At 42.4% G+C, this 20,801-nt stretch carries 18 protein-coding genes and 1 pseudogene; 9 read left to right on the top strand and 10 right to left on the bottom strand.

Features of this window, described 5'->3' with window-relative positions; genetic code table 11:
• Positions 1-954: 954 nt before the first annotated feature.
• From V7K49_RS30390 to fabI, 4 genes are all read right to left on the bottom strand, one after another.
• Entirely contained in the window at positions 955-2,418 is a 1,464-nt protein-coding gene (locus V7K49_RS30390; RefSeq protein ID WP_334866325.1) for an SLBB domain-containing protein, read from the bottom strand.
• Between the two features lie 239 nt (positions 2,419-2,657).
• Positions 2,658-3,641 carry an ABC transporter ATP-binding protein gene (locus V7K49_RS30385; protein ID WP_335208945.1) on the bottom strand — a complete coding sequence of 328 codons (984 nt, stop codon included), beginning with the start codon at positions 3,639-3,641 and terminating at the stop codon, positions 2,658-2,660.
• 152 nt (positions 3,642-3,793) lie between these two features.
• Positions 3,794-4,435: an imidazoleglycerol-phosphate dehydratase HisB gene (gene hisB / locus V7K49_RS30380; RefSeq protein ID WP_334866329.1), complete on the bottom strand. Its 642-nt coding sequence runs from the start codon at positions 4,433-4,435 to the stop codon at positions 3,794-3,796.
• 67 nt (positions 4,436-4,502) lie between these two features.
• Positions 4,503-5,279 carry an enoyl-ACP reductase FabI gene (gene fabI / locus V7K49_RS30375; RefSeq protein ID WP_334866331.1) on the bottom strand — a complete coding sequence of 259 codons (777 nt, stop codon included), beginning with the start codon at positions 5,277-5,279 and terminating at the stop codon, positions 4,503-4,505.
• 381 nt (positions 5,280-5,660) lie between these two features.
• On the opposite strand from fabI, the gene ntcA reads away from it, so the two are divergent.
• The 3 genes from ntcA (at position 5,661) to V7K49_RS30360 (ending at position 8,589) form a co-directional block, all read left to right on the top strand.
• Positions 5,661-6,332 carry a global nitrogen regulator NtcA gene (gene ntcA, locus V7K49_RS30370; protein ID WP_010998529.1) on the top strand — a complete coding sequence of 224 codons (672 nt, stop codon included), beginning with the start codon at positions 5,661-5,663 and terminating at the stop codon, positions 6,330-6,332.
• A gap of 168 nt (positions 6,333-6,500) precedes the next feature.
• Positions 6,501-7,991, top strand: a complete 1,491-nt coding sequence (locus V7K49_RS30365) for a DUF3084 domain-containing protein (protein WP_335208944.1) — start codon at positions 6,501-6,503, stop codon at positions 7,989-7,991.
• A 145-nt stretch (positions 7,992-8,136) separates the two neighbouring features.
• The gene (locus V7K49_RS30360; protein ID WP_335208943.1) at positions 8,137-8,589 is read left to right on the top strand and encodes a Holliday junction resolvase RuvX; all 453 of its coding nucleotides are present in this window, start codon (positions 8,137-8,139) and stop codon (positions 8,587-8,589) included.
• Positions 8,590-8,827: 238 nt separating this feature from the next.
• Here V7K49_RS30360 and V7K49_RS30355 read toward each other — a convergent pair whose 3' ends face one another.
• The gene (locus V7K49_RS30355) at positions 8,828-9,091 is read right to left on the bottom strand and encodes a DUF3146 family protein (protein ID WP_069070640.1); all 264 of its coding nucleotides are present in this window, start codon (positions 9,089-9,091) and stop codon (positions 8,828-8,830) included.
• A gap of 158 nt (positions 9,092-9,249) precedes the next feature.
• On the opposite strand from V7K49_RS30355, the pseudogene V7K49_RS30350 reads away from it, so the two are divergent.
• Positions 9,250-9,420 (top strand): annotated as a pseudogene (locus V7K49_RS30350) (RNA-guided endonuclease TnpB family protein); the annotation flags it as partial.
• Positions 9,421-9,568: 148 nt separating this feature from the next.
• Here V7K49_RS30350 and V7K49_RS30345 read toward each other — a convergent pair.
• Positions 9,569-10,120, bottom strand: a complete 552-nt coding sequence (locus tag V7K49_RS30345; RefSeq protein ID WP_335208942.1) for a hypothetical protein — start codon at positions 10,118-10,120, stop codon at positions 9,569-9,571.
• 371 nt (positions 10,121-10,491) lie between these two features.
• Between V7K49_RS30345 and V7K49_RS30340 the strand changes: the two genes are divergently transcribed.
• The 4 genes from V7K49_RS30340 to V7K49_RS30325 all read left to right on the top strand — a co-directional run bounded on the left by V7K49_RS30340 (position 10,492) and on the right by V7K49_RS30325 (position 12,746).
• Complete coding sequence (locus tag V7K49_RS30340; RefSeq protein ID WP_335208941.1) at positions 10,492-11,358, top strand: aldo/keto reductase; 867 nt, start codon at positions 10,492-10,494, stop codon at positions 11,356-11,358.
• 91 nt (positions 11,359-11,449) lie between these two features.
• A complete protein-coding gene (locus tag V7K49_RS30335; RefSeq protein WP_335208940.1) occupies positions 11,450-12,001 on the top strand; it encodes a GNAT family N-acetyltransferase in 552 nt (183 codons plus the stop codon).
• Positions 12,002-12,074: 73 nt separating this feature from the next.
• Positions 12,075-12,401: a DUF433 domain-containing protein gene (locus tag V7K49_RS30330; RefSeq protein ID WP_335208939.1), complete on the top strand. Its 327-nt coding sequence runs from the start codon at positions 12,075-12,077 to the stop codon at positions 12,399-12,401.
• Positions 12,402-12,404: 3 nt separating this feature from the next.
• The gene (locus V7K49_RS30325) at positions 12,405-12,746 is read left to right on the top strand and encodes a DUF5615 family PIN-like protein (RefSeq protein WP_335208938.1); all 342 of its coding nucleotides are present in this window, start codon (positions 12,405-12,407) and stop codon (positions 12,744-12,746) included.
• 88 nt (positions 12,747-12,834) lie between these two features.
• Here V7K49_RS30325 and V7K49_RS30320 read toward each other — a convergent pair whose 3' ends face one another.
• Together V7K49_RS30320 and V7K49_RS30315 are read right to left on the bottom strand one after the other, a co-directional pair.
• Entirely contained in the window at positions 12,835-13,548 is a 714-nt protein-coding gene (locus V7K49_RS30320; protein WP_335208937.1) for a Crp/Fnr family transcriptional regulator, read from the bottom strand.
• Between the two features lie 2 nt (positions 13,549-13,550).
• The gene (locus V7K49_RS30315) at positions 13,551-14,954 is read right to left on the bottom strand and encodes an amidase (RefSeq protein WP_335208936.1); all 1,404 of its coding nucleotides are present in this window, start codon (positions 14,952-14,954) and stop codon (positions 13,551-13,553) included.
• 208 nt (positions 14,955-15,162) lie between these two features.
• On the opposite strand from V7K49_RS30315, the gene V7K49_RS30310 reads away from it, so the two are divergent.
• A complete protein-coding gene (locus tag V7K49_RS30310) occupies positions 15,163-16,662 on the top strand; it encodes a hypothetical protein (protein WP_335208935.1) in 1,500 nt (499 codons plus the stop codon).
• A gap of 258 nt (positions 16,663-16,920) precedes the next feature.
• On the opposite strand, the gene map is transcribed toward V7K49_RS30310, so the two are convergent.
• Both map and V7K49_RS30300 read right to left on the bottom strand, forming a co-directional pair.
• Positions 16,921-17,748: a type I methionyl aminopeptidase gene (map, locus tag V7K49_RS30305; RefSeq protein WP_273764537.1), complete on the bottom strand. Its 828-nt coding sequence runs from the start codon at positions 17,746-17,748 to the stop codon at positions 16,921-16,923.
• A gap of 83 nt (positions 17,749-17,831) precedes the next feature.
• Positions 17,832-20,693: a M16 family metallopeptidase gene (locus V7K49_RS30300; RefSeq protein WP_335208934.1), complete on the bottom strand. Its 2,862-nt coding sequence runs from the start codon at positions 20,691-20,693 to the stop codon at positions 17,832-17,834.
• Positions 20,694-20,801: the final 108 nt, after the last annotated feature.

The raw sequence follows: 20,801 nt of genomic DNA, 5'->3' as shown, positions 1-20,801 counted from the left end.
AATCAATAAATGACTGAAATAAACGAACAGACTGGAATTTTCGCCTTTAACTTTTAAAAGATTCTCATTATCATAAGAAATTAGAGTAACTAAAACAAAGTTTGAAATAGCCTATCAATGGCAGATTAATAATTTTCAGTGATGGCTTTAGGTCTACAGTATTTGTAAATGAGTAATAGTACCTAAAACTATCCTTAAATGGGGGATAGAAAATACAATTTTTGAGTAAGCGATCCGAAAGGCAAGCCAGTTCTGTACCTTAGTCTTGTCTTCTTTTGTGGTCAAGGCGGCGCGTAGATTGCTTGTCTGTAGGAGTACGAGAACGGCTATTCTCAGTGAACCAAAAACTTTTTCTTTGGAATAAGAGACGCTTTGTGTAGCTTGCTTATCTGCAAGAGTACGGCTCTATCATCTGTTCTTGCCCTCAAAAGGCAGTACAAGAGTTAATTTAATAGTCCCATTATGAATAAGAAAGTTATTTTTTATAGCAATCCAAATTAAATCTTAAGAAAATATGGAGATTGATTCTGAATGCAGAATCAATGAGTGTGGGGGATTCAGACCCACTACTACAAAAGTTGACCACAAAACAAGAAGATTTGGTGGCGGACTTAATTTATTCATCCACCCTTCTTCTGACGGAGACGCTAACGCCTGCCGTAGGATGCCCGAACGCAAGAGCGTCTCCTTTCGGAGAAGGGCTGTAGGGAGAAGACCGCGCTGCCTCACCAGTCGCACAGAATTCAATTCTGAATTCTGGCTCCTGACTCTTGACTGCTGAATTCTTTCTTGTTAAAAGTACGTAGTTATAAACTTTTCAGCTTTTTTCTCTCTCATCAATGATTAAGTAAGGTTATATGTAACTCTTGACTATTAAGCTTTGACTCATAGATAGTGTAATTTGGGGGACGGAGGGGGTTGACCAACGCCCCCAATTCACATCTGTACTTTAAACTAGAGTCCGACCAAATTCAGAAGACTAAAGATAATACCTAGAGGTCCAGTTATAGTGCTTATGGTATCGCCAGTCTTAGCTGAACCAGATCGGTTGACTACCACAACATCATTATTACGGAGTATAGGATTAGTTTGCTCATTAATCCCAGCTGAGAAATCCACTTTTACTATACGTTTAGTGACAGAACCATTAGGGTTAAGGCGAATCAAATCAACAGCACTACTACTAGCTCTGGCATCATTAAATCCGCCAGCAGCGAGTATAGCTTGATTTAAAGAGCTATTCGGCTGAACGTCTGTTAAGCCTGGTTTTTTAACTTCGCCTACCACACCAACTTGAATGCGTGTAGGAGACAGAGTAGTGGTAGCTAATTGAGTAGCTTCTGCGGGGTTGATTTCAGTAGCCGTGGGAATAACAATTGTATCTCCGTCTTGCACAATGATGTCTTGATTGGCGTCACCACTCTGCAATAATTGCCAAAGATTAATATCTATAGCTTGTTCTGAGCCGGATCGTGTCGGTCGGCGTAGCCTGAGATTACGAACATCAGCCTGTGCTGTAATTCCCCCAGCTAGTTGAATTACCCGCGTCACATTTGGTAGACCAGCGGGATTAGCAGTGCCACTGTTAACGGTGTTAGGGGTTGCGTTCCCCTGGGCATCTGTGTTACCTGGGGTGACAAGATAGGAACCGGGACGGTTAACTTCACCAATAATTGTTACTGTGCGTGGTGTGGTTTGGCTAGCGGCAAAGTTAGCTGCAAACAGATTGCGGGATTCTGCTACGTTGAAGTTGTTTGCTGTTGGGACAACTATGGTGTCTCCATCTCGCAAGGTAATATCCTGTGATAATCTGCCTGTTTGAATGAGTTCCTTCAAATTGACACTGACGGCTTGCTCTGAGGAGCGTCCTATTTTACGCCGTAATTGAACTTGAGTCACATCCGCAGCCAGGGTTACCCCCTGTGCTGTTGTCAATGCAGTTAATACAGTGGGGTATTGTACGCCTGGATTATCTCCCGCGCCTCCGCTCAAGCTGAGAGTGTAAGCTCCTGGACGTGTTACCTCTCCAGCAACGAAAACATTGATGGGACGAGGCGATAACAAATTAATTGAGATTAAGGGACGTTTGAGGAAGCGAGCATATCTTCTAGCAATTTCGTCAGCAGCCTGTTCAGTTGTTAGACCGAGGACTGACACACTGCCAATTAAAGGCAGGTTGATTGCTCCACCTGGGGGAATTTGGTATTCACCTGTATATTCAGGTACTTCAAATACATTTACACGGATGCGATCGCCGCCTCCTAATGAATAATTAGTATCTATTTGTGTTTGTGTAGTTGGTGGTAATGGTTGTCCCTGAGCTAGACTGATACATGGCATAGCGGCATTGACAGCAGTTAACAAAGCCACACCCACAACTGGCTGAGTTAGGAATTTAAACAAACTTCTGTTAAGCATATTTACTTGAGACTCTGAAACTACGATCAATAATGTACTGTCTAAACATTTTTATTTGGACTATACCTAAGTATTCAAGTTCCCCGACACTCTTATTTTCCTCGAAAAGTGTGATTTTCCGGAGGAAATTTGTTGATTGAATTTGAATTTTTAGTGAAGTTAATTTAAAGTTAACCCTGCTTGATGGATATAGCAATTTTAAACACCTAAAATTTCCTATTTGGCAATAAACAACAAGACTAATTCAGTGAGTTATTTTTTGTTTCGATTTGTTGAATAAAAAACTCTTCAAGGGAGTAACGCGACAAGTTCATGGCAATAATTTTACCCTCCATGAGACGAAGACTGGCGAGAAAATCATAGTAATCGTCTTGTAGTGTACCTTGCCAGGAACCATCATGTTCAAATCTGAGAGTAGGCATCCATTTTTTGAGAATTTCCCCGTCACCACCTTGTCCTTTGACGTGATATGTGTTTTTTGTGCCTAAGAGTTCATTTAGGGAACCAGAGCAAATTAATTCACCTTGAGCGAGGATGGCAATGCGATCGCAAATCTGTTCTACTTCACTAAGAATGTGGCTGTTGAAAAAAATCGTCTTTCCAGCGGCTTTTAGCGCCAGGATAATTTCCCGCATTTGGTAGCGTCCCACCGGATCAAGACCAGACATTGGTTCATCGAGAAAAACCAAATCTGGCTCGTTAATTAGCGCCTGTGCCATGCCAACACGCTGTAGCATTCCTTTGGAATAGCGGCGCAGCAGCTTTTTGTGGGCATCGGCTTGGGATAAACCCACTAATTCCAGTAGTTGGGGAATGCGTTGGCGTTGGGCACTTTTGGGAATTTGGAATAGCCCAGCTGCTAGCTGCAAAAATTCCCAGCCAGTGAGATAGTCATACAAATAGGGATTTTCCGGCAGATAGCCGATATGTTGCTTAACATTGCGATCGCCTAGTGGCTCACCCAATAATAATCCCCGTCCAGAGGTAGGACGAATAATTCCCAGTAACAATTTTAAAAGGGTGGTTTTACCAGCACCGTTTGGCCCCAGTAACCCAAAGGTTTCCCCTTTATTAACTGTTAAAGAACAATTTTTGAGAGATACGACTTTTTGATTTAGCCAAAAACCAGTGCGATAGACTTTTCGCAACTCAGAAGTTAGGACTACTGGCGGAGTGTCTGTCGGATTAAGTTGAGAATCAGGGTCATCTGCAACAGACTTCATCTCGATTAAATCGCTATTTACCAGTTTGGTATTAATTACAAGTTACCCGATAGGCTGATAATAACCATCACCAAGCAGTGTGTCAATTATCGCAAACAGGTAGCTGAATTAATACTATAAATGTCAGTCCTGGTAAGTAATTCTGGTTAACTTTACAAAACGCCTTTAGAACTGGGAATTACGCCAGCCCGACGGGGGTCAATTTCCACTGCCAACCGGGTTGCCCTCGCAAACGCTTTAAATGTTGCTTCAATAATGTGATGGGAATTAATGCCATCCAGTTGCCGAATGTGCAGTGTCATTTGGCTATGGTTCACGAGTGCCACAAAGAATTCGCGCACCAGTTGGGTGTCATAGGTTCCTACGCGCTGGCTAGGAATTTGCAAGCCGTAGCTAAGGTGAGGACGTCCGGAAAAGTCTAGTGCTACCTGAACTAAAGCTTCATCCAGTGGTGCGAGAAAATTACCAAAGCGGACAATGCCTTTTCTGTCGCCCAGTGCTTGGTTCAAAGCTTGCCCTAAGGTAATGCCTACATCTTCGTTGGTGTGGTGGTCATCAATTTCCCAATCTCCTGTGGCTTGGACATCTATATCAATCAGCCCGTGGGAGGCAATTTGATGCAGCATATGATTCAAAAACGGAATGCCAGTTGCTGCCGTGCAAGTTCCTCTACCATCCAGGTTGATGGTAACTTGCACATCGGTTTCACCAGTGCTGCGGTGAACAGTGGCAATCCGAGGGGTTTTAGTTGACTGGTCGTAGTTTGAATTAACTTGGCGATTGGTTGTTTGCATGGGGAGTGGAAAGAATTAGAAGTTAGGAGTTATGAATTTTTAACTCTTAACTCCTCACTTTATCGCGTCACATTCCCATAATTTCATATCCTGCATCTACATATAGAATTTGTCCGGTAATGCCGCTGGACAAATCACTACACAAGAAAGCCGCAGCATTGCCCACTTCTAACTGAGTAACGGTACGTCGTAAGGGAGCTAGTTCTTCTACATGATGAATCATATCCAAAATCCCGCCTACCGCTGAAGATGCCAAAGTGCGGATGGGGCCTGCGGAGATGGCATTGACGCGGATATTTTGCGGCCCTAGTTCAGCGGCTAGGTAACGCACACTAATTTCTAACCCCGCCTTGGCAACTCCCATAACGTTATAGTTAGGAATTGCCCTGACACCGCCTAAATATGTCAGGGTGACGATACTACCTCCCTCTGTCATCAAAGGTTTAGCTGCACCACTTAACTGCACCAGCGAGTAGGTACTGATTTCTAAGGCGGTGTTGAAGCCTGAACGAGAGGTTTGGCTAAAATCTCCACTCAAGTCATCTTTGCTGGCAAAGGCAAGACAATGAATGAGGATGTCTAGCTTCCCCCACTGCTCACGAATTGTCTCAAAAGTAGATTGAATCTGTTGATCATTTTGGACATTACAGGGAAGAAATAAGCTTGGGTTGAGGGGTTCTACCAATTCCGCAACTTTTTTCTCCATCTTGCCGCGTTCATCCGGCAGGTAGGTAATACCCAGGTTTGCTCCGGCTTTATGCAGCTGTTGGGCGATGCCCCAGGCGATCGAGCGGTTATTGGCAATACCTGTAACAAGAGCATTTTTTCCAGTCAGATTCAGCATAGAAATATATTAATGCGATCGATCATTAGGAGCATACTAGAATCTGAGGCACGTTTTGTCTTTGTTTTATACAGGATTTGCAAAAATGAATATTGGTAAGGGTGTTTCCTGTGACAAAATTCTTGATTTTTCCTAAAGATATTCTCAAGATATCTTTATTTGTTCTTTAAAAAACCCTTTTGAATACAGCTATTGGAACTACTTATCAAGAACTAGTAGCTGAAAGGATCAACAATTATGTATCATTATAAACAAAGAGTTATGAAGCGATTAGTTTGAGTATAGGAAAGTACAGAAAGGTTGACGGTGCTTTATTCATTTTTCAGGTGTATTCTTAGGTAATCAGTTTTTGTTTTTCCGGCATTGGGTAGGGGAAGGGAGATGATCGTGACACAAGATAAAGCCCTAGCAAATGTATTTCGTCAGATGGCGACCGGGGCGTTTCCGCCAGTTGTGGAAACGTTTGAACGCAATAAAACGATCTTTTTTCCTGGCGATCCTGCCGAACGAGTTTATTTTCTTTTGAAAGGTGCTGTTAAACTTTCCAGGGTGTACGAGGCAGGAGAGGAAATAACGGTAGCACTGCTGCGAGAAAATAGTGTTTTTGGTGTATTGTCATTGCTGACAGGAAATAAGTCGGATAGGTTTTACCATGCGGTTGCATTTACCCCTGTGGAATTACTGTCAGCACCAATTGAACAAGTGGAGCAAGCACTCAAGGAAAATCCAGAATTATCAATGTTAATGTTGCGAGGTCTGTCTTCGCGCATTTTACAGACGGAGATGATGATTGAAACTCTCGCTCACCGAGATATGGGTTCCAGGTTGGTGAGTTTTTTGTTAATTCTTTGTCGGGATTTTGGGGTTCCTTGTGCAGATGGGATCACTATTGATCTGAAGTTATCTCATCAAGCGATCGCAGAGGCAATTGGTTCAACTCGTGTTACTGTCACTAGGCTACTGGGGGATTTGCGTGAAAAAAAGATGATTTCTATCCACAAAAAGAAGATTACTGTGCACAAACCTGTTACCTTAAGTAGGCAATTCACATAAATGCAATTGGAGAAAGGGGAATCGGCGCGTGTTGTATTTTGAAAAATGACACTAATAGCTAGAGGTAAATCTAAAATTGAGTAATTTCTGCTATTGCCAATTTCCACTTCTTTCCAGACAATGGTTAAAAGTAGTAGGCTGTATCTGGAAGGATTTCGGTAGCTAAAGATGACCACCGGATACATCCTCATCGCAGCAATTTTAATTCTGGGAGGCGTAATTGCAACCGTGGGCGATCGCATCGGCACACGAGTTGGCAAAGCCCGCCTCTCACTTTTTAATCTTCGTCCGAAAAACACCGCTGTACTGGTAACAATTTTTACGGGTGGTTTGATTTCAGCATCAACTTTAGGGATTTTATTCACTGCTGACGAAGGTTTGCGAAAGGGAGTCTTTGAATTAGAGGATATTCAAACAGACCTCAGGCAAAAGCGGGAACAGCTAAAAACCGCAGAAACTCAGAAAAGTCAGGTAGAGAGTGAGCTAAACCAAGCAAGAATTGCCCAAGCAAAAGCACAACAAGACTTGCAGGTAATCAATCAATATTTGCAGGCGGCGAATGCCAAACAACGCCAAACACAAGCTCAGTTGAATCGCACCATTAATCAACAAGCTCAAACCCAAACTCAACTCCAACGGACTCAAGGTCAGCTAGAACAAGTTGTAACTCAGTACCAAAAAGCCATAACTGAACTCCAAAGCGTTTACAATCAGAGAAAGGAGCTACAGGCGGCAGTAGAACTACTGAAGACAGAACGTCAACGACTGTACGTTGAAGCTAAAAAAGCAATTGGCGAAGCCAAAACAGCTATTGAAAAACGCGATCGCGAACTTGCTAACCGTCAAGAAGCGATAGAAGTGCGCGATCAAAAAATCGTCCAGCTCGATCAACTAATTCAAAAGCGGAATGTAGAAATTACGGCGCGAGAGCAAGTGATTGCTAAACGGGAATCGCGCCTCAAAGAATTGGAAGCACAACAGGAGCAACTAGAACTGGAAGTTGCAAGGCTGGAAAAATATTATCAGTCTTACCGCGACCTGCGTCTAGGTAAGCTGGCCTTAGTTCGCGGTCAAGTTCTGTCTGCTGGTGTAGTTCGTGTTACCCAAGCTGCTGCTGCTAGCCAAGCAGTTATACAACTTTTACAAGAAGCCAATCGCAACGCCAACCTCGAATTAAGTGAGCCTGGTGCAAATCCTGCAAATGTAGAGCTACTGCGCGTGACCCAGGATAGGATTGAGCAATTAAGCAAGCAGATTGGCGATGGTCAAGAATACGTGGTGCGAATTTTCTCGGCCGGTAATTACGTCAGGGGAGAAAAGCAGATCGAATTTTTCGCCGATACAGCCCGGAATCAATTGGTTTTTTCGGGAGGCGCAGTGCTGGCCACAACTACTACCGATTCCAAAACCATGACATCTTATCAGTTACAGCAACGGCTGGAAATACTGATTTCTGCTTCCCAATTTCGGGCCCGGAACGCCGGAATTGTCGAAAATGTCCAAGTAGAGGGGACTTTTCTGCGCTTTGTCACCCAATTAAGACAGTATAATCAACCATTGGAGATCAAAGCGATCGCAGCAGAGGACACTTATACAGCCGGGCCATTGAGAGTAAAATTAGTGGCAATAGTAAACGGACAAATCATTTTTAGTACTTAAAAAATAAAAAAATATTTGCACACTGTTATTAGTAAGATTTAAACATATTTGAACAGCAGCTAAAATACTTGCTGTGATTGCATTTCTTGTCTACGAGATGCTATGCGAACATTTCTAATTCTTAATTTTTAATTTTTAATTTATTATGACTTTCCGTGAATTTTCACCAACGCAACCAGTCATCTTGGGGTTTGATCCAGGTCGAGATAAGTGTGGTTTAGCGGTGATCGGACTGGATCGGCAACTGCATTATCATCAGGTCGTGCTAGCAAAAGAGGCGATCGCTACCATTGAGACACTGCGTCAAAAGTTTCCGATCTCCTTGATGGTAATGGGCGACCAAACTACAGCCAAGCAGTGGAGACAGCAATTATATCAGGAATTGAGAGAACCGCTGAATATTATTTTAGTGGATGAGCGCTACACAAGCTTAGAAGCACGCGATCGCTATTGGCAAATGTTCCCGCCCAAAGGGTTAATAAAGCTATTGCCGCAGGGTCTGCGACAGCCACCAAGGCCGATAGATGACATTGTTGCCATCCTCCTAATCGAAAGATACTTAAATCGCCTCACGGAATCAGCACTCAACCAATTTTAGATTTTGCGTCGCACCTTTGGTGCGCTGACAGCGCAACTTGGATTTTGGTGAAGCAGCGCGTTCTCTCACATTGCGAGAGGCTAGCGCCTGCCGTAGGATGCCCGAACGCAAGAGCGTCTCCTGTCTTGAGAAGAGCTGTAGGGGGTCTCCCCCATGAGCGACTGCACCAAGCCGAAGGGATTGAAGAAAAAATCTAAAATCTAAAATCTGAAATCCAAAATTGAATGGCTCCTAACTTTTAAAGTTCCGCCCGAATAGTAAAAGCATAATCTCCTCCAGGCTCTAACTGATAATCTTGTTGCTCCAAAAATCGACCGAGGGGTTCTTTGATTAAGGCGCGGCCTTGGGAAGGCTTGACGGCAAGTTCTCCCCGGCGAAAATGCCACTGGAAATGCCACTCAAACTCACCTGCACTCACTTCACCCTCAAGGAAGCCGTGTTGCCAGGATTGGCGAGTAATTCTGACATGGGCAATGGTTTCTGGCAGACGTTTTGCACTCACAATGCTTTATAAGAACTTTCAATAGGACTACATCTTTGCTTTGAAAAGACGGGGATGTAGCACCAATGGCAAATTTATTCGTCTGATTTATCTTACCCTGATCACACATCTTATGTAATCTACGGTAACATAATATTGTGCTAAACAAAGGTCGATCCATGATAGTTTATGAGTTTAAATGCAAAGGGAAAGACAAGCAGTATAGCGCGATTGACGATGCTATTCGGACATCGCAATTTATCCCAAATAAGTGCTTACGTTACTGGATAAATAACAAAAATGTGGGTAGATCCGACCTCAATAAATACTGTGCAGTATTAGCTCAAAAATGAATTTTCGCTAATGAACTTAACTCAATGGCTGGATAGTCTGTTGCTTGCCAATTACCAAACATAACTTAAATAGACATCTCAAATAAATCAGAGATATGTGACTTCAGTCTCAGGGCACAGTGGCACGTCATGAGAATAATATTGGTTAATATTTCATGAATGAGTGTATCCTATGAACTGCATATTTGATGCTCTTTTCATCAGTGTATTGTGGATTAATTGGTATTTCTTTAAAGGATTTCAGCACAATTACAGCCCGATAAAGTTTGGAGTGTTTAAATTGCTTTTCTTGGATATCAAAACGCAGAATATTTTCTAGCGGATGTTCAATAACTTGGTTGCCACGGATACTTTTACGTTCGATAAATACCTTATTGATACTCTTATAGAAGGTGCAGATAGTTACAGGTGATGTTGCAAAATAAGCAGCGATCGCCATAATAATCAATGTAAATAAATTTAAGAAAAATAGATAATTACGCTGATTCTGCTGCACTAATAGGAAAGTTTGCCCAGAGTTGATAAAATCGCTGATTTTAAAGGCAACTTCCTGATTCTCTTGATAGCTAACATGTGACAGCAGGGCAAAATCTCTAAATGGAGTCACAATCATAACTTGATAAGTTTTCGCTCCTTTGCTACCAGTCTTTGTAAGAATGTATGCTTCCTGGAGATCAAACATTTTGAGTTTCTCCATACTTCCCAGCAAATTAAACCGCTTTAATTCACAGTTAATTTGGTTTGGTGAAGGTCGAGTACAACTGAGACTAACTGAAGCAGAATCAAAAACTAAGCAGTAAATCAAAAAGCTTAAACAGATAGTAAAAATGCACCCCCCACTGAACCAATATCCGAGTGGTCGATCCTTTAGCTGCAATCTAGTACGGGTTTCCTCTACAATTTTCATCGGTATTTGTGTATAGAATACTTAATCACTGAGTAGAGTATTCCCCTCGTAGCCCATTCACATATCGCCAAGTCTAAGTACTAGGGAAGATTTCCGATGAATCCCTAAAAAATCTTTGGCTGGCTGGTAGATAATTGGGGCAGAAAGCTATAGCTAGAAGCATGGAAACCAAACAGCTAGGAAAAACTGGTATCTTTGTGAGTGCGATTGGTTTGGGTGGTATGCCCATGTCAATCTCTAATCGCCCTCCCGAATCGGAATCAATCCAAGTTATTCATCGGGCCTTGGATCTGGGTATTACATTTATTGATACTGCCGACTCTTACTGCAAAGATGAGTCAGAAAAGCACCACAACGAGCAATTAATTCACAAGGCACTTAGTAATTACAAAGGCGATGTTAGCCAAGTAATTGTGGCAACTAAGGGCGGTTTGATGCGTCCCAATGGCAACTGGACAAGCAACGGCAACCCAGAACATTTGCGCCAAACAATTCGAGTCAGTTTTGAGGCGTTGGGTGGTGCTAAACCCATCGATGTTTGGCAATACCATTCTCCCGATTCTAATTACACTATTGAAAAATCCCTTGCACCAGTTAAAGAAGCAGTGGAGGCTGGTTTGATTCGGTTTGTGGGAGTTTCTAACTTTTCCGTTGAACAAATTAAGCAGGCGCGGGATGTGGTAGATATTATCTCGGTGCAGAATCAATACAGCCCTTGGCAACGACAGCCAGAAAAAGATGGCGTGTTGAAGTATTGCGAACAGCAAGGATTGACCTTTTTGCCTTGGAGTCCCTTTGGTGGTAGGCGTCGCCATCAGGACTTGCAAGATATCCCCGCGATCGCTCAGTTAGCTAAAGAAAAAGGCGTGTCTGTGTATAATATCGTTTTGGCGTGGTTGCGTTCCAAGTCGCCCGCTATTTTGCCAATTCCTGGTGCTAGCAAGATTTCCAGCATTGAAGACTCAGCACAAGCTATGAATGTGAAACTATCTGATCAAGAAGTGCAAAAAATTGATCGGGCAACTTAATCATTCCACTAGCTTACGTAGATTTAGCAGGGTGCAAAATGTAAAAGTTAAAATTCCTAGATTGCCTGCACTCAGCGCATAGAGAAAAGACATGATCTTAGAAACACACCGCTTGCTAATGCGTGACTTTATAAAGGCAGATTGGCAGGCGGTTTTTGCCTATCAATCTGATCCTTTGTACTTGCGTTACAACGATTGGACGCACCGGACACAAAAGGATGTTTGCGAGTTTATCCAGATATTTATTGATCAGCAAAAAGAGCAACCACGAACAAAGTTTCAGTTAGCTGTTGTCCTCAAAGAAGAAAATCGGCTTATTGGCAATTGTGGTATTCGTGTAAACGACGCAAAAATGCGGGAAGCAAATATCGGTTATGAACTAAATACTCAGTATTGGGGACAAGGTTATGCAACAGAAGCAGCACAGGCAATTTTAAAGTTCGGCTTTGAAGAAATGGGAATGCATCGTATCTGGTCTTGGTGTGTTATGGAGAATATTGCTTCTGTAAGGGTATTAGAAAAAATTGGTATGCGTCGTGAGGATCATCTACGGCAAAAAGAGTTAATCAAAGGTAGATGGTACGACAACTTTCTTTACGCTATTCTTGACCACGAGTGGAAAGCATCGCGGCTTTATGTTTAGTTCTAGTTGTCACTGCACAGGAACAAATAAAATTGTAAATATAGCCTGACAAAACATTAGAGGATTTACATCCGTGACACTCAAAGAGTTAGAACAACAACTTCTTGCCCTCAGTCCTGGTGAAAAATTGCAGGCTATTCAGTTACTTGCTCAAAGTCTAGGTAGCAATTGGCAAGGAATTGAGAAAACCCCTAGAGTTTGTGGTGGAGATGCTCGCATCATTAAAACTCGTATTCCCGTCTGGGTACTTGTGGAAGCTCGTCGTCTTGGGTATAGTGATGCTGACCTTTTGACGAGTTATCCAACCATTACAGCTACAGATTTAGCTAATGCTTGGGGATATGCAGAAGCTTATCCCGATGAAATCGAACTAGCCATCGAACGAAATCAGGTAGCCTAGTTAATGGTACGCTTTTATGCAGATGAGCAGTTTCCGCTTCCAGTTGTGGAATTATTACGCACTTTGGGGCATGATGTTTTGACAGTTCAGGAAGCAGGAAATGCAGAACAAGGCATACCAGATGAGGAAGTGCTGGCATTTGCAACTAGCCAGGAACGCTCGATTTTAACCATTAACAGGGATGATTTTATTCGCTTGCATCGTCGAAATTGCAATCATTTCGGTATTATTGTTTGCACTAACAATCGTAATTGGCAGCAGTTTGCAGCCCGAATAAATCAGGCTGTGACAGCAGAAGAATCGTTGCAAGGAAAACTAATTCGTGTGGTACGTCCAGTCACTTAAAAAGGTTTTACTGGAACCGCGCAAAGTTGAGACATTATATTATCTCGTAGTCTTTTGCAAAAATCTAACCGAATTCCTATAGAGCGGATTAGGTAATATGTTCAGGTAGTATTGTACCAGAAGCGATCGCATCCAATTTCTCAGCATCAAGGATTATAATCGTTCCACCCCGACCATAGGCAATTACTGATTTCAAACTTTTTATTAACCGCACACATTCTTCGTAAGTAATGCCACTACTCCGAGCCATGCGATAATAAGATAATTTGACTTTTAAACACTCACCTTGTGGACTTGATTCAGTTCCCGATTCGGCAGCAAAATATTGAATTAACCTGGCAAGACGAACAATAGCTCTTTCAGAAACTAATCCGTGGACTGTTTCATGCAATTGCTGAATCCGACTGTTAAAAACCATTAGCATTCGTAATGCAATTTCCGGATTTTGCCCAATAGCTTTTAATAAAGCATCTCGCTCTACAGTCAGAATCTCACAATCAGATTCAGCAGTCACAGTTGCTGGAGAAATTCCATTTCCTAATAAAGCAGGAGCCGCAAAAATTTCTCCAGCAGCTAAAGCGCGGAGAATCGTTTCTTTCCCCGTTATTGCTGTTTTGGTAACTTGAATTGCTCCACTGACAACAGCATAGAGTTTTCCTGGTAAGCGATCGCTCTCATGCAGAATAATCTCTCCTTTGCGATAGCGTTGCACTTGAGTGTAAGGTTGCAAATTTACTTTGTCTGCTGTTTCTAAACCTGAAAACACAAGAATTTGTGAAAGTTGTTCCAGGGATGCCTGCATGATTAGCCTGATATTGCAAAGGCTGGACGATGATCAATCCAAGGGTTAGCCGCTTCTAATTGTGCTGCTAGGCTGATCAGGGTAGCTTCAGCCGCAGGTTTGCCAATTAACTGCACACTGATGGGTAAACCCTTACTATCAAAGCCTACAGGAATTGCGATCGCAGGTTGTCCAGTTGCATTAGCAGGTGGACAAGGGGCAACCCATTCAATAATATTTTGGAATGTCTCTTCTGGACTCAGCGAAGCCCATTCCCCAACGCGGATAGGTGAATGTAGATAAACTGGCAATACCAGCACATCCACGGTATCAAAAAACGCCACAATTTGCCGTACCACTATCTGCATTTGGGAAACTGCTTGCAGGTATTCTGCAACAGAACCTGTGCGGGCAAATAGCCAGCGATTTACTGGCTGCAAGGCTTCAACAGGAAGTCCTGACGCAGCTACCCCAGCTTGCCAGACGATTTGAAATGGTTCAACTAAACCACTAAAATCCGGGGATTTCTGTTCAACTTGGTGGCCGAGTTGTTCTAATAACTCGACTGTTTGGCGGACACCTTGCTGACAGTTGGCGTCAGCTTCTCCCAAAGGAGAAATGCTAGTGTCAAAGGCAATTCGCAAAGCACCGAGCTTTGTCTGAGTGGCGGCGAGAAATGATGGTTCGGGATCGGGCAACCAGTAAGGATCGCCTGTGACATAGCCAGATATAGTATCCAAAAGGGCAGCAGCATCAGCGACAGTCCGGGCGATTGGGCCGTTGGCGGCAATTCCAGCCAGGCGTTCGCCTACGGGTGCTTTACTCACTCTGCCCCTGGATGGTTTTAGTCCCACCAAACCACAACAAGCCGCAGGCCCCCGAATTGAACCACCGCCATCAGAACCTTGAGCGATCGCACACAATCCTGCTGCTACCGCCGCCGCTGCGCCACCACTGGAACCGCCAGGGGTGTATTCTAAATTCCACGGATTTCTGGCTGCGGGAAAACCCGTAGGTTCACTGTAAGGCAATGAACCTAATTCGGAAGTGGCTGTTTTACCGAGAATAGTAAACCCAGCTTGCTTAATCCGCGTCACAACCCCATCATCATAGTTAGGGATATTGTTCAGTAATGCTGGATTTCCAAAAGTACAGGTAACACCTGCTACAGCATTGAGGTCTTTAATGGAAATCGGCACCCCAAAAAATGGCGGTAGTTCGGAGGTAGTTGTCAATAATTCTGTTTTGGCTTTGGCATCTGCGATCGCTAGTTCTGCCGTCACCGTAAAATAACTTCCTAATTGGGGATTTAACTGCCCAATCCGTTCTAAATATATTTCCACCAACTCTAGCGGTGATACTTCCCGGCGACGAATTAATTGCGCCAACTCTAGTGCTGGGGTAAACGCTAAATCAACTTCATTCATAAGTTAGTGAATGGGTAATTTTGGCTTTCTCTGGAATTTTGAAACTTCAATTGTTACTTTAGCAGGATTTCCGGGAACTATACATTTTATAGCTCCTGAGATATGTCACTCACTCAGGATGCTCAGATGCAACAGGCGTGGTTATGTTCTTACTCAAGCCATTTTAATTGTTTCGTATAAACTTTCGACAAATCCCTAAGGGGTATTTATGGCTAATCTAGAAATACTTGTTAGTGAATTGCCAACACTGATTCAGAGTCTCAAACTGACTATTGGCGATTCTAATGAAATAATGGAGCAAATTATCCTGATTAATAACGCTCAGGAACAACTACGGAATATTCAAAAATTAATTGCTCAGGAATTGAAATTTGATCACATCAACAATTCTGCGATCGCTACACTTCCTCGAATAGCTACTGTAGCTAGTTTGTTTATACCTAGTGTTGGGTTGGTAGATCCAGCTATAGCAGAAAAGTTTGGCAACTCAAAAACTAAAATTTCATTAACTGATTTACAATCAAAAATTGATAATTGGATTGAATGGGGTTATTTTTTGCAGGCAATAGCTACTGATATTCTTAGTGATGTTCAGTTAGTCAATCAACTAAATTTTGATATTAATCATCTCAGCCTCTGTGCAAATTTTCAGGTAATTGCTGAAAGCTTAAAAATTAACTTATATTTGGAAAATTCTCATCTGTTAGAGCATCAAATTCAAAATATCAGTAATTCTCAAAATGAATTATTACAGTTGCAACAGAAGTTAAATTATATTTTTAATACGATTAAAAATAGTCGGAGCTTATTAAATATTTTATTAGGAGTGTCTGCTTTTTGTGGCAAATCGGGCTTCGTCTTAGAATGGTTAGATGATGACCACGAATTAATTATATCGAGTAATGGCAAATTTCAAGAATTGACAGATATTCTGAATGATTGTGATTTTTTCCAAGAACAAATTGTTGCTTTAATTATTCAAGGTGATACTTTAAGGGAACAGGCAGAACAAGCCCTAAAAAAGATTGAACAGGAAAGTAGTAAAGAAGCAATTATTAGCCAGCATGTAGAAATAGTACCATCTTCGACACAAAAAATAGTCCGTTCGGCTTTGCTCATCGCCTCAAGTTTATTAATTTTAGGTTTTGGTAGTTGGAAAATTCAAGAGCAAAGTCCACAATTGCAGCAGACGAGTTTAATTTTAACTCAACAAGGAACTGCGATCGCCCCAGAGGTTGGCGCAGCCATCGCCAAGTTTAAATCTGCTCAAAAACTCGGTATGGAGGCTGCTTCTCAGGTTCAAAATCCACCGCATCCTCTACAAGTCTGGCAACAAGCACAAAACAAATGGCGTCAGGCAATAAATTTGTTAGATAGTATTCCTAATGAAACATCAGTTTATGACCAGGCAAAGAATAAATTGGCTTACTATCGGATTAACTATAAATTTATCAGTCAAAGAGTCTTAATTGAAAATAAAGCCTTAGCAAACTTAGAATCAGCCCAAAAACTAGCAATAGAAGCTAATTTATTTGGACAAAATTCATCTCATTCACGATTAATTCGGCAGCAAGCACAAAATAAATGGCAACAAGCAATCAATTTATTAGAAGCTATTCCAGAGAGGACGTCTGTCTCTATACAAGCTAAAGAAACACTTACTATTTATAAAACTAACTATGCAGCTATCAGTCAAATAAGTAGGTAGGCGAGAAAATTTTTAAATATGTGATTGCGTTGGCGTAAGCCTTCCCGTAGGGTACGTAATGAAGTGAAGTGGAGCAATCACAAGAGCTTCTAGCTTTTTACATTTTGTTACATAGTTAGGTTTATTTATGCTTATCTACTTAATCTAAAATTCAAAAATAGACTATAGTAATCTTATTTTATTTGTAAGCATTGCAAGTTGCAGATCCCTGACTTCTTTGAGAAGTCGGGGATCTAGTTTCTCGTAGTCCTGACACGACTACACCTTAGAACGGTCAGTCAAAATCTCATAACCAGTCTCTGTTACCAACACTGTATGCTCAAACTGAGCCGATAAAGAATTATCCACAGTGACTGCTGTCCAACGGTCAGATAATGTCCGGGTGTGTCTAGAACCCGCATTTAAAATTGGCTCAATTGCCAGCGTCATCCCCGCACGGAGTTTAACATTTGGCATCTCGCGGGTCCGGTAGTTGAATACTGAAGGTTCTTCGTGCAGGTTACGACCGACACCGTGTCCAGTGAATTCTTCGACTATACTAAAGCCGTTAACTTTCACATGGTCTTCAATTGCTCCAGCTAGGTCAAGCAGGTAGACACCAGCCTTTACTTGTTCAATGCCTTTATATAAAGCTTCTTCTGCTACGCGAATTAATTTAGCAGCTTCTTGCGTCACTTCACCAACAGCAATTGATATGCAAGAATCACCATGAAAGCCTTGGTAATAAGCGCCCGTATCTACTTTTAATACATCCCCGACGCGAATCACTTTCTTGGGACTAGGAATGCCATGTACTGCTTCATTGTTAATGCTGGAGCAGATAGAACCTGGAAAACCGTGATATCCTTTAAAACTCGGTGTTGCACCCATTTGGCGGATGCGTTTTTCTGCATAAGCATCCAAATCAGCCGTGGTCATTCCTGGCTTTACTAGCTCAGAAATTTCCTTGAGGACAGTTGCCACAATTGTCGCTGATTGCCGCATGATTTCAATTTCACGCGGCGATTTAATTTCAATTCCTCGGCGCTGTTTTTTCGATGTTGTCGGCTGAGTTGTTTGAGGAAGTAAGTTACTGAAAATGTTCATAGGAAATTAATAATTACTGGTGGCTTTGCCGCTGAAGTATCAATGCTTTCTCTTTCTTTATTATCCATGCTTAGTGCCCATCTCTACCTAATGCTTTTCTCTGTTAACACAGATGGCCCAGCAGTAACGACTACGATTTTATCTGGGTGGAGTAACTCACGAGCCGCTTGATTAACTTGGGTAAGGGTGACTTTCTGGATTTTATCGGTAAAGGAGTGTAATTCTCCTTTATCTAATCCATACACCTCATTCATCAGAATTCTATCTGTTAATTCCTCTGGGTTTGCCAGGGAAACGTTGTAGTTGCTGATCAGGGTGCGTTTAGCTGTTTCTACCTCTAGTCCAGTGACGCCTTGTTGATGGATTTGCTGTAATATTTGGCGGCTATTAGCGATCGCTTTGGTGCTATCTTCTGGACTAGTTTGCATCTCAATCACAAATGTCCCTGCATTTTTCCCGGCTTGGAAGGAGCTATAAATTCCATAGCTCAAACCTTGGCGATCGCGCACTTCTGCACCCAGTCTACTAGATAGGGTATCGCCTCCCAAAATTTGGTTCAATACTAAGGCTGCGTGAAACCGAGGATCATAACGGTTAATACCTGTGTAACCCATATAAGTAACTGCTTGGGTTTTACCTGATAAAACTGGGTTGACACTGACTATTTTTTCCGGCATTGATACTGCGGGATATTTTAATCTTGGTGCTTGGCCGCTAACTTCCCAGTTACCAAACTCATTTTTAATCAGCGATCGCACTTTGTCCAGATCAAAATCTCCCACCAGCGCTAGCACTGTCGTGTCTGGACGATAATGTTTGGCTTTGAAATCAATTACATCCCGGCGCTGAATCTGCTGTAAACTCTCCTCTGTGGGAAAAGTATGTAAGGGATGTTTTTTCGGGTAAATTGACTGAACAAATATTCTTCGGGCTACTTCTGATGGCTCATCTAATTCCAGTTGCAGATCAGTTAAAGTTTGTTGGCGATGCAATTCCAATTCTTTGACTGGAAAGGTACTATTTTTAACAACATCAGCCAATATCTCAAGGATTATCGGCAAATCTTCTGCTAAACTATCACCTTCGATATGCACACCTTCGCGGTAGACTTCAAAGTTTAGACTCACTCCTCGTTCTGCCAAGACTTTGGCAATAGTTAAGACATCCTTGCTCTTAGTACCATTGAGCAAATTCTCTGCGACAAAAGCAGCTAGTCCAGCTTGCTCATCTGGATCAAATTCCGTCCCAGCTTGAATGTGGCCGCTCAGGGTAACGGTGGGAGTACTATTATCGGGTAACAGTAATATCCGCAGTCCGTTAGGAAATTTGAATTCCTGTGGTAATACTCGGGCGATTGCATCTGTTACTGAATCCACAGGCGGTAAGTATTTCGCTACCTCAGAAGGAATTACAGGTACGCCAGGAGAGAAATTCTCTGTAGTTTGGGCTGAGTCTGGTTTGTCACCAACTCCTGTTATCGGCTTCTGGGTTGGTTCAAAAAAGCCTGCTATCCGGGCTTCTTTTGTCAGGTATTTGTTAATAACAGCAACAACATCCGTCGGCTTCACCAGACGGACAGCTGCTAAATAACGGTCTGTGTAGCCATAATCACCAGCAGTTGTCTGATCATTGCCCAATCGCATTGCTTGAGAGGTGATATCACGGTTACTCAAAATTACATCTGCTGTTAATTGAGTTTTAGCTCGTTCTACTTCCTCAGATGTCACACCTTTTTCTGCTACATTAGCGATCGCGCTATTCAACACTGAGTCAATTTTTTTCAAATCTTGTTTAGAACCAGCCGTCACCAACACCTCATACCAGCCAGATTCTCGCAAACTGGTAACGGATGCTGTGACTTCACTAGCTAAACCTGATTCCACTAATACCTGATAAAGCCGAGAATTCCGTCCCTCTGTCAAGATGTAATCCATCACATCCAGCGCCGGCACATCCGGTTGATTTGCATCTGGTAGCGGATACACAACTTGTAACAGCCGCCCTGCTCCCGGTTCTCGCAATACTATGGGAGTGCTTGCTGTTAGCGGATAGCTATGGTTTAGCCCGTGCTGAGTGCTGAGTGTTGGGAGTGTTGAGTGTTGAGTGTTGAGTGAGGCTTTTGACTCAGCACTGTTGTTTGCTAGTTTGCCAAATACTTCTTTAATTGTTTCCAGGGTATTTGCGGTTTGAAAATCTCCAACAATCACTAAGACGGCATTATCGGGACTGTAAAAATTGCGGTAATATTTTTGTACCTGCTCAACTTCAAATTTCTCAACATCAGCTTTGGTACCACCTACAGGCAACCCATAGGCATGATTGGGAAACACTGCCTGCATGACGGCACGGTTGAGGCGATATTCTGGACTATTTTCGTAACCCTGCAACTCGGAAATTACTACTCGCTTCTCACTTGCCAGTTGCTCTGGCTCAATCTGAGAATTTTGCATTCTGTCTGCTTCTAGCACCAAGAGCGCTTTCAGCTTGTTTCGTTCCACAGTACCGTAATATGCAGTTTGGTCATAGCTGGTGAAAGCATTAGAATCACTACCTAAAGCACTAAACAAACGGCCAAATTGAATCGGACGATTTTTTGTACCTTTAAACATCATGTGTTCCAACTGGTGGGCAATGCCATTCACGCCACGTTCTTCGTTGCGTGAGCCAACCTTGTACCACGCCTGCACTGTCACCACTGGCGCAGTATGTACTTCCTTTGTCAGAACAGTTAAACCATTCTCCAGCACTGTCTTGCGGACGTTTTCTGTCAGTGTTGAGGGCATTATTGTTTTTGCTAGCAAGGTTGACTGGTATTTTTCTTTGTTAGATATGGCTGCATGTTGGCTATGAGCAGGTTGATCGCTTAACAAAAAAACCGCTACTAACCATAAGCTTAAAAGTAATAACGGCAAGGAATATTTATAAAATCTGGAAAATCCATACATTTACTTAGCAGATATATCTGTAAATTAAGTTACATAGTTATTTTGGAGAGTGACCAGAGTTTAATCTGGTAATAAAATCTGTTACTTCGGCAACAATACAGAAAAACA

It is taken from the genome of Nostoc sp. (assembly GCF_036919675.1).
In the GTDB taxonomy this organism is placed as follows: domain Bacteria; phylum Cyanobacteriota; class Cyanobacteriia; order Cyanobacteriales; family Nostocaceae; genus Nostoc.
This window is presented reverse-complemented; position numbering and strand designations above follow the sequence as displayed.

Bases quoted from the DNA above. Each gene is read 5' to 3' on its own strand.
- V7K49_RS30390 (WP_334866325.1), bottom strand. From the start codon at position 2,418: ATGCTTAACAGAAGTTTGTTTAAATTCCTAACTCAGCCAGTTGTGGGT.
- V7K49_RS30365 (WP_335208944.1), top strand. From the start codon at position 6,501: ATGACCACCGGATACATCCTCATCGCAGCAATTTTAATTCTGGGAGGC.
- V7K49_RS30315 (WP_335208936.1), bottom strand. From the start codon at position 14,954: ATGAATGAAGTTGATTTAGCGTTTACCCCAGCACTAGAGTTGGCGCAA.
- V7K49_RS30320 (WP_335208937.1), bottom strand. From the start codon at position 13,548: ATGCAGGCATCCCTGGAACAACTTTCACAAATTCTTGTGTTTTCAGGT.
- V7K49_RS30325 (WP_335208938.1), top strand. From the start codon at position 12,405: ATGGTACGCTTTTATGCAGATGAGCAGTTTCCGCTTCCAGTTGTGGAA.
- V7K49_RS30300 (WP_335208934.1), bottom strand. From the start codon at position 20,693: ATGTATGGATTTTCCAGATTTTATAAATATTCCTTGCCGTTATTACTT.
- V7K49_RS30345 (WP_335208942.1), bottom strand. From the start codon at position 10,120: ATGGAGAAACTCAAAATGTTTGATCTCCAGGAAGCATACATTCTTACA.
- V7K49_RS30310 (WP_335208935.1), top strand. From the start codon at position 15,163: ATGGCTAATCTAGAAATACTTGTTAGTGAATTGCCAACACTGATTCAG.
- fabI (WP_334866331.1), bottom strand. From the start codon at position 5,279: ATGCTGAATCTGACTGGAAAAAATGCTCTTGTTACAGGTATTGCCAAT.
- V7K49_RS30385 (WP_335208945.1), bottom strand. From the start codon at position 3,641: ATGAAGTCTGTTGCAGATGACCCTGATTCTCAACTTAATCCGACAGAC.
- ntcA (WP_010998529.1), top strand. From the start codon at position 5,661: ATGATCGTGACACAAGATAAAGCCCTAGCAAATGTATTTCGTCAGATG.
- hisB (WP_334866329.1), bottom strand. From the start codon at position 4,435: ATGCAAACAACCAATCGCCAAGTTAATTCAAACTACGACCAGTCAACT.
- V7K49_RS30360 (WP_335208943.1), top strand. From the start codon at position 8,137: ATGACTTTCCGTGAATTTTCACCAACGCAACCAGTCATCTTGGGGTTT.
- map (WP_273764537.1), bottom strand. From the start codon at position 17,748: ATGAACATTTTCAGTAACTTACTTCCTCAAACAACTCAGCCGACAACA.
- V7K49_RS30335 (WP_335208940.1), top strand. From the start codon at position 11,450: ATGATCTTAGAAACACACCGCTTGCTAATGCGTGACTTTATAAAGGCA.
- V7K49_RS30340 (WP_335208941.1), top strand. From the start codon at position 10,492: ATGGAAACCAAACAGCTAGGAAAAACTGGTATCTTTGTGAGTGCGATT.